Below are 7,828 nucleotides of genomic sequence, written 5' to 3' on the forward strand. Positions count from 1 at the left end.
GTGACCTTCGACGCCGCGGGAGGCAGCCGAACGGTGTCGTTCGAACCGGACGACACCGTCGTCGTCTGGCGCTACCTCTACCAGGACAGTACGGCGGTGGCCGACCAACTGACCGACTGCGGGCTCCAGGTGCGCCTGCTCGAACACGGCGGCCAGGACAGCCAGGTAGTCCTCGTCGCAGCGACTCCGACACGCTGAACGTCCGTTGTTGAGGCAGGACTTGAGGAACGTCTCTTAATTGGGTCGGACTTGAGGAACGAAATCGATCCGGGCGAGATCCTCTCAGCCCCGCAAGACATCGGGAGACGGCGGAGCACGTCGGGAGGGGGCGGAGCACTCGCGGCACCGGCCCACTGTCGCGTCGCCGTAGGGCTGGCAACAGGCTCCGCTCGGGTGAGGTGTGGGCATCCGGTCGGAGCCAGGAGATGACGTCGACGGCCTGGCGGCCGGTCCTACCTGTGCGCGGGCGACGACTGCTGCGGGAGGCTGTGGACGAAGTCCAGCAGCAGGGTGCAGAACGCGGCGGGCTGTTCCAGTGGCGCGAGGTGTCCGGCGCCGGGGACGACGACGGCCCGGCCCGCGTCGAGGTCGCGGGCCAGCGCCTCGCCGCCTTCGTGGAAGTCGGGCATGTCGTGCTCGCCGACGCCGACCAGGGCGGGCACGCCCCTGAGCGTGCGCAGCGCCGCCGGGCCCGTGCCGACGGGATCCGCTGCCTGCGGCGGTTCACCGTGGGTGAGCTGTTCGGTCAGCTGCCGGCGGAGCATGCGGGCGGCGTGGGTGCGTACCTCCTCGGGCGCCCCGGGCGAGGTCCACGCCTCGACGCCGGCCTGCACCGCGGCGTCCAGGTCGCCGGCGGCCAGCGCCGTCCGTTCGGCCTCCCAGGCGGCGTCCAGACACGGGGAGGCGGGCTGGTCGTGGGGCCGGTACCCGACCAGTACGAGTCCGTCGACGCGCTCGGGTGCCGTGACGGCGGCCTGGAGCGCCACCAGGGCGCCCAGTGAGTTCCCGGCGAGCACGAAGCGGCCGGCCCCGAGGTGGTCGAGGGTGTCGAGCACGTCTGACCAGGGGGCCACCTCGCGGCGGTCGGGCACGGTCGCGTCGCCGTGGCCCGGCAGGTCCAGGGCGATGGCCCGCACGCCCGCCTCGGCGAGCAGCGGGAGGTGGTCGTTCCACATGGTGCGGTCGGTGGGCCGGGCGTGCAGCAGGACGACGGGCCGTCCCCGGCCTGCCTCAGTGGAGGGAAGCAGCATGGTGTGAGGTGCCTTTTTCGGTGAGTGGGTGGGAGGGAGCGAGCCGGCGTGGCGGGTGGCGGCTGGTCCCCGCGGGGGTACGGGTCACGACGCGGCGTCGGTGAGTTCGTCGAGCTCCGTGTCGGTCAGGCGCAGCGTGGCCGCGGCCAGGTTCTCCTCCAGGTGGGTGACCTGGGACGTTCCGGGGATGGGCAGGACGACCTCGGAGCGGGCGAGCAGCCAGGCCAGCGCCACCTGGGACGGCCGGGCGCCGTGGGCGGTCGCGATCCGGTCGACCGGCCCGCCGGGGCGGGCGAGCTCGCCCGCGGCCACGGGCGCCCAGGGAATGAAGCCGATGCCGTGGCGGGTGCAATGGTCCAGGACGTCGGCGGAGCCGCGGTCGGTGAGGTTGTAGCGGTTCTGAACGGTGGCGATCTCGGCGATCGTGCGCGCCTGCTCGATCTGGTCGACGGTGACCTGGGAGAGGCCGATCGCGACGATCTTGCCCTCGTCCTGAAGGTTCTTCAGCTCACCGACCTGGTCCTCCAACGGGACCTTCGGATCGATGCGGTGGAGTTGGAACAGGTCGAGGTGGTCCAGGCCGAGCCGGCGCAGACTCATCAGCGCCTGCTGGCGCAGGTACTCCGGACGTCCGAGGGGCGGCCATGCCTTGGGGCCCAGGCGAACCAGCCCGTCGCGGGTCCTGATCGTGTCCGGGCCGTTGCGGGTCAGGCCGGCCTTCGTCGCGATGAGCACGTCGTCGGGGTAGGGACGGATCGCCTCCCGGATGATCTCCTCGCTGACGTGGGGGCCGTAGGAGTCCGCGGTGTCGATCAACTGCACGCCGAGTTCGACGGCCCGGCGCACCACGCGGACGCACTCCTCTCGGTCGGCGGGCTCGCCCCACACACCGAGCCCGGTCAGGCGCATGGCGCCGAATCCGAGACGGGCGACTTGCTTGCCGGCGATCTTGAAGGTGCCGGCGGCTTCGGACAGGGCGGCGGTCATGATCGGACGTCTTCTTCCTCTGCGGGGGTGTCCTGGTCGGTGGGAGCCGAGCCCTGCTCGGTCGGTCGGCGGAGCAGGAGCAGGGCGTCGGCGCTGGCGCTGCCGGGTTCCGCGCTGTAGACGGACAGGTGCTGGCCCGGGGCGCTGGTGACGGCCAGCGCCTCGAAGTGCAGTCGCACCTCGCCCACGTGCGGGTGGCGGAAGTGCTTGTCTTCCTGCGTGCGGGGACTGACGTCGTAACGTGCCCACAGGCCGGTGAAGGCGGGGCTGCGCACGCTGAGTTCGCCGACGACCCGTTCGATCCGCTCATCGCCGGGGAACCGCGCGGCGGACGCCCGCAGGTTGCCCACCGCGGTGTGCGCCGCCTTGTCCCAGTCGGCGTAGAACTCCCGCGCGAACGGGTCGAGGAAGATCATCCGCAGCAGGTTGTCGTACCGCGCGAATCCGCGATACAGCTCGCGCGCCATCGCGTTGGCCGCCAGCACGTCCTGTGCCGCGCCGACCACGAAGGCCGGCACGTCGCGCAGGCCGTCCATCAGCCGCACCAGCTCCGGGGCGACGGTCGGCGCCGCGGCCGCCGTGGTGAAGACGGGCCGGCCGAGCCGGAACAGGTGGCCGGCCGCGGCACCGTCCAACCGCAGTGCCCCGGCGATCGCCCGGAGCACCTGCTCGGACGGGTGCCGCTCACGGCCCTGCTCCAGGCGGATGTAGTAGTCCGTGCTCACCCCGGCCAGCAGCGCCACCTCGTCCCGCCGCAGCCCCGGCACCCGCCGGTCCCCGCCGTCGGGCAGCCCGACGTCCCGCGGCGTGATCATCGCGCGGCGCGCACGCAGGTAGTCACCGAGCTCGTTGTTGCTTTCCATGTCCGCCACGTTAGATCCCGCCCATGGGTCGGGGCGTGGGTGCGGTGCACCCACCCGCCCAGGCGCCGCGCCCCAGGAGCCTTCCACCGAGGCAGAGGCGGGGGCGGGGGCGGTAGTCACGGGCGTGTCCGAGGGCCGGCCGGCTCCGGTCCGGCACGTCGATCGGCTGCACCGGGTACGCAAGTCAGATGCTGCGCGCCTGATGGTCGCGGACCAGGTGGGTGGCTCCCCGCTCCTCCTACCGAGGCGGTTGTCGGATGTCGCGCGGGCCCGCCCCGAACGCGTCGGCGCAGAGTTGGACGAACCACGGCAAGCCTGGGATCACCCAGCAGCCACCCCAGTACGGCCCAGCCGAGGTGGAGGTGGTTGAGCACCCGGCCGAGCGTGGCGATGCCCTCGGTCCGCACGGCACCGCCGTCCGTCTCGTACGTCATCCGGCGCAGGGGCCGCGGGTGCCGCTCGGCCGGTACGAGTTCCAGTGCCACGGGCCGCCGTTGGGCGAGCCAGCGGCCGAACTGGCTGCATGGGCCGGAGCTTTCCGCGACGTACAGCCGGGCGCGGGCGCTGCCGGGCCAGGGTCGGAGCCTGGGTAGCCAGGCGGAAACCGCGGCCTGGTAGGCGGCCCAGGGCTCACCGTAGGTCTCGCGCCTGGGGCCGCCTGCCCTCGGGCCAGCCGCCCGGCACCGTGGGCGGCCGCGACTCCGTTGTCTATCCGGCCGGCTGTCCCGAACCGGTCGTGGCCGCGGGGTTGTTGGCATGCTCCGGCCAGTCGCAGGTTTCCAGGAAGGGATTGAAGTGCAAACCGGCCGGACACAGCTTGTGGTAGGCCACGCCGTTGGAGCAGTGGTAGAGCCAATGCGGATCATCCGGGTCCGCGATCATCTCCCCCTCCCTCGTGCATACCGGTGGAGCGGTCCGGTGAGCGTCGGACATGGTCGCCGCCGTGGCGGCCTGGGACGGCAGGAAGGCCGCGAGCGCGAGAACGAGCGCGGCGAGAGGGCCCAGCAGGGCCTTCGGAGGAACGGTCATACCACCTCAACGACCAGGAAGGCTCCCGGTCGCCTTCGCCGCGAGCGGGTGTTGCAGCGTCATCTGCTTGAGGCGACTTCGAAACCTCGTCAGGAAACGATCAGCAAGCCGGCCGGTCAGTGGTGGGCCCGCTCCGGTGCAGGCATGGTGCGGGGGTGACTACAGCCCGGAACAGCGCCTGACCACCCACCGTGCCGCGCGCTCTCAGCAGGCGGCCACCACCGGCTCACCAGCGTCCAGACCGTACTCCGGCAGCGCGATGTTCCCGGCCTTCGCGAATTGCGCGGCGAGCAGCTTCCGCATTGGCCAGCGGGTCATCGACCGCATCGAAAAATCACGCAGGCGGATGCCGAGCGTGCCCGAGGGCGCGTACCCCGATACGCCGCCCGGCGGGAGTTGTTGGGCCTGGCTCACATACGGTCGCATCGCTTCGTCGTAGCGGCCGAAGGCGATGCGGTGGTCGCCGCCGGCGGTGGCGAGTTCACCGGCGAGGATGTAGGCGCCGACCAGGGCCAGGCTGGTCCCCAGACCGGTCAGCGGGGTCGCGCAGTATCCCGCGTCACCCAGCAGCGCCACGCGACCGCGCGACCAGCGGTCGAGGCGGACCTGGCCCATGGAATCGAAGAAGAAGTCCGAGGTGGTGCGCATCGCCCGCAGGAGGCGCGGGGCTTCCCAGCCGACGCCGGCGAAGCGCCGGGCCACCAGGTCCTGTTGGGCGGCGACATCGCGGCGGTCGTAGGCGAGCGGTGTCGACCGGAAGCTGAGGCCGGCTTTGATCTCGCCGGGGAGGCGTCCGGGCCGCGCGGAGGCGACCAGCCCGCCGGGCGCGTTGTGCATCAGGTACCAACCGTCGAGTTCCAGGTCGTCAGTGGCGGTGAACCAGGCGGTATGGAGGCCGAGTGGGTGGACGAACTCCCGCTCCGGACCGAAGGCCAGCGCGCGCACCACGGAGTGCGGGCCGTCCGCGCCGACGACCAGCCCGAAGCGGCGCGGGGCGGCTTTCTCGAAGGTGACGGTGACCCCGTGCGCGTCCTGGGCGATCCCGGTGACGGTGTCGTCGAGGAGGTATTCCGTTTCGGGCAAGGTGGCCTCGTACAGCAGACGAGCCAGATCGCCGCGCAGGATCTCGATCTCGGAGACGATTCCCTCACCGTCGAAGCTGTCGGCGGGCACCCGCGCGGTGGTCCGGCCGGAGGCGTCGACGAGTGCGAGGCCGCGCTGGTCCACGCTCTCCGCCCTGGCTCGGCCCATCAGGCCCATCCGTTCGATCACGGTGCGGCCGGCGCCACGCAGGTCCACGGTCTGGCCGCCCGGCCGGGGCGCCGGCGCCCGTTCGACGACCGTGACGGTGAAGCCTGCCTTGCGTAGCCAGTACGCCAGCGCGGGCCCGGCGATGCCGGCGCCGGAGACGAGTATCTCGGTGTTCTGCATGGCCGGCAATGTACGCCGTACGCTGGGCCAGAACAAGTGCGGGGTTGGTTTCATACGAGGGGAGTTGACCTATGTGCGCACTAGTACGGTAGTCCTGCATCGACGCCTGCCGGAGATGCCTCGTCTCATCGGCGCCTAGGATGACGCCTGTCCACGTGCACTAGTGCGAGAGAGGATCGATGGACGGACAGGCAGTACCGCGTTACCGACAGATCGCCGCCGAACTGAGACAGCGCATCGAGGCGGGTGAGCTGAAACCGGGCGCGCGGGTGCCCTCGACCCGCGAGATCACCCGGGATTGGGGCGTTGCGATGGCGACCGCGACCAAGGTGATCACCGAACTGCGGCGCGACGGGTTGGTCCGCGCCGTCCCCGGCGTCGGAACCGTGGTCGAGGCCCCCGTTGAACACCCGAACCGCCCGGCACCGAACCCCCGTCCCCCGTCCACCCGACGCCTGGGCGCGTCTTCGGAGGTGCCATCAGCCCAGGCCCTCACGCTCGGGCGGATCGTCACCGCCGCCGTCATGGTCGCCGATGCGGAGGGACTGGCCGCGGTCTCGATGCGCAGGGTGGCCGCTGAGCTCGGGGTGGCGACCATGTCGCTCTACCGGCACGTGGCAGACAAGGATGACCTGCTGGCACGGATGATGGACACGGTCTTCGCTGAGCAGCCCCTGCCTGCCGACCCGCCGGAAGGCTGGCGTGAGCAGATCGAACTCGCGGCCCGGCTGCTGTGGAAGCTGTTCCGCCGCCACCCTTGGCTCGCACCGGCGCTGTCGGTGACCCGCCCGCAGCTGGTCGCCGCAGCGCTGCCCTTCAGCGAATGGATGCTCACCGCCCTGCACGCACGCGGCTTCGACCTCTCGACCGCCTTCACCGCGCACCTCATGCTCTTCAATTACGCCCGAGGCATTGCCATCAACCTGGAAGCGGAGCAGGAGGCGGAGGCCCTCAGCGGCCTCGACAGCGAGGAGTGGATGGATACCCAGGAGCCCGCCCTCCAGGAGATCCTGGCCACCGGGCGGTTCCCGATGCTCGCACGCCTGGCCGCGACTGGTTACGACCTCGACCTCGACGCGCTCTTCGACTTCGGTCTCCAGCACCTCGTGGAAAGTCTCGCCGCACTCCTCGGTGAGGGTGCCGCCCCGTGACGAGACACCCACCGGCTCAACTGCCCACCATCTGAACCGAGGAGCGTCGGGGCGGGACCCCCCTCGCTACGCCGTGCCATCGGCGGTCTCAGGGGCGCACTGTCGGCCGATGCAACGGCTTCGGCGGGGCGGTTCACGGGTGCGGGCGTCGGCGGGGCGCCGGGGCTGGCCCAGGCCCGCGCGTGGGGCGGCGGGCAGCGGCCGTTCGGCGAACCAATCACGGTCGAAGGTCCTCGTCCCCAACGGTGAACCGCACGGTGCCGGAAAGGACGTAGAAGCCCTCGCCGTGTTGGGCATGGCGGTGCTGCGGTGGTCCCTGGGTGTGCGGGGCGAGGATGGACTCGGCGATCGCGAGGCGGTGCCCGGTGTGGCCGCCGTCCCCCAGGACGCGCATACGCGTGGTGCCCAGAACGATGCTCTCGCCGTCGCCGGGACCCATCACCGATACGGCGGGATCGGCCTGGGGCTGGCTGTTCTTCGCCTCTCACCGAAATCGCGACAGCCGCCGTACCGACAGCCGCGTACCACCGCTGAGCGCGGCAACCAGCGCTGTCGCATTGCTTGAAAAGTTCGCACGCCGCGGCCCTGGGCACTGCTCCCCGAAGCACCGCCCAGCTAGGACTTGTCCGGCCGATCGAGTTCGTAGCCAGATGGTGTGGGCTGCCGCGGTCGCGGTGCCGAGGTAGACGTAGCCGCGCTTGTCATAGCGGGTGGCGACGGCCCGATGCTGTTTCAGGCGGTTGTCGCTCGTTCCACGGTGTTGCGCTTCTTGTAGCGGTCCTCGTCGAAGCCGGCTGGTCGTCCGCCGCGTGAGCCTTTGCGCAGGGGGGCGGCCTGGCTGTCGGTCTTCTCCGGGATCGTGTGCCGGATTCCGCGTCGCTGCAAGGTATTCGCAGACGGGGCCGTTGCTGTAGACCTTGTCGGCGGCGAGGCTGTCCGGCTTCTTGCGGGGTCTGCCCGGCCCTGGCCGGGGCACGCGGATCTTGCCCAGGACGGGTTTGAGCTGGGTGCAGTCCGCTCGCTGGTCTGCGGTGACGATCAGGGACAGCGGGCGGCAGCGGCCATCCGCGCTCAGGTGGAGTTTGCTGGTGAACCCGCCGCGCGAGCGGCCCAGGCC

Annotated in this window: 6 protein-coding genes and 3 pseudogenes; 2 read left to right on the plus strand and 7 right to left on the minus strand. The window is 71.3% G+C overall.

What is annotated here, in order from left to right; all coding sequences use genetic code 11:
- Nucleotides 1-198 (plus strand): annotated as a pseudogene (locus tag ABD385_RS40725) (L-histidine N(alpha)-methyltransferase); the annotation flags it as partial.
- Nucleotides 199-452: 254 nt separating this feature from the next.
- Here ABD385_RS40725 and ABD385_RS40730 read toward each other — a convergent pair.
- The 5 genes from ABD385_RS40730 to ABD385_RS40750 all read right to left on the minus strand — a co-directional run bounded on the left by ABD385_RS40730 (nucleotide 453) and on the right by ABD385_RS40750 (nucleotide 5,560).
- A complete protein-coding gene (locus ABD385_RS40730; RefSeq protein WP_344585267.1) occupies nucleotides 453-1,250 on the minus strand; it encodes an alpha/beta fold hydrolase in 798 nt (265 codons plus the stop codon).
- 84 nt (nucleotides 1,251-1,334) lie between these two features.
- On the minus strand, nucleotides 1,335-2,237 hold the full coding sequence (locus ABD385_RS40735; RefSeq protein WP_344585268.1) for an aldo/keto reductase: 903 nt from the start codon (nucleotides 2,235-2,237) through the stop codon (nucleotides 1,335-1,337).
- The gene (locus ABD385_RS40740) at nucleotides 2,234-3,100 is read right to left on the minus strand and encodes a helix-turn-helix domain-containing protein (RefSeq protein ID WP_344585270.1); all 867 of its coding nucleotides are present in this window, start codon (nucleotides 3,098-3,100) and stop codon (nucleotides 2,234-2,236) included. Before ABD385_RS40740 ends, ABD385_RS40735 begins: the two co-directional genes overlap by 4 nt.
- 708 nt (nucleotides 3,101-3,808) lie before the next feature.
- Nucleotides 3,809-4,129: a carbohydrate-binding module family 14 protein gene (locus tag ABD385_RS40745; RefSeq protein WP_344585272.1), complete on the minus strand. Its 321-nt coding sequence runs from the start codon at nucleotides 4,127-4,129 to the stop codon at nucleotides 3,809-3,811.
- A 204-nt stretch (nucleotides 4,130-4,333) separates the two neighbouring features.
- Nucleotides 4,334-5,560: an FAD-dependent monooxygenase gene (locus ABD385_RS40750; RefSeq protein ID WP_344585274.1), complete on the minus strand. Its 1,227-nt coding sequence runs from the start codon at nucleotides 5,558-5,560 to the stop codon at nucleotides 4,334-4,336.
- Between the two features lie 179 nt (nucleotides 5,561-5,739).
- On the opposite strand from ABD385_RS40750, the gene ABD385_RS40755 reads away from it, so the two are divergent.
- Nucleotides 5,740-6,711, plus strand: coding sequence for a TetR/AcrR family transcriptional regulator C-terminal domain-containing protein (locus tag ABD385_RS40755; RefSeq protein ID WP_344585276.1), 972 nt, complete (start codon nucleotides 5,740-5,742; stop codon nucleotides 6,709-6,711).
- Between the two features lie 229 nt (nucleotides 6,712-6,940).
- Here ABD385_RS40755 and ABD385_RS40760 read toward each other — a convergent pair.
- A pseudogene (locus tag ABD385_RS40760) lies at nucleotides 6,941-7,150 on the minus strand (cupin domain-containing protein); the annotation flags it as partial.
- A gap of 201 nt (nucleotides 7,151-7,351) precedes the next feature.
- A pseudogene (locus tag ABD385_RS40765) lies at nucleotides 7,352-7,828 on the minus strand (IS5 family transposase); the annotation flags it as partial.

The sequence above is a fragment of the Streptomyces lunalinharesii genome (assembly GCF_039532155.1).
Classification (GTDB): Bacteria; Actinomycetota; Actinomycetes; order Streptomycetales; family Streptomycetaceae; genus Streptomyces; species Streptomyces lunalinharesii.

Excerpts from the sequence above, each read along its gene's own strand:
- ABD385_RS40740 (WP_344585270.1), bottom strand. The coding sequence starts at position 3,100 with ATGGAAAGCAACAACGAGCTCGGTGACTACCTGCGTGCGCGCCGCGCG.
- ABD385_RS40750 (WP_344585274.1), bottom strand. The coding sequence starts at position 5,560 with ATGCAGAACACCGAGATACTCGTCTCCGGCGCCGGCATCGCCGGGCCC.
- ABD385_RS40745 (WP_344585272.1), bottom strand. The coding sequence starts at position 4,129 with ATGACCGTTCCTCCGAAGGCCCTGCTGGGCCCTCTCGCCGCGCTCGTT.
- ABD385_RS40730 (WP_344585267.1), bottom strand. The coding sequence starts at position 1,250 with ATGCTGCTTCCCTCCACTGAGGCAGGCCGGGGACGGCCCGTCGTCCTG.
- ABD385_RS40735 (WP_344585268.1), bottom strand. The coding sequence starts at position 2,237 with ATGACCGCCGCCCTGTCCGAAGCCGCCGGCACCTTCAAGATCGCCGGC.
- ABD385_RS40755 (WP_344585276.1), top strand. The coding sequence starts at position 5,740 with ATGGACGGACAGGCAGTACCGCGTTACCGACAGATCGCCGCCGAACTG.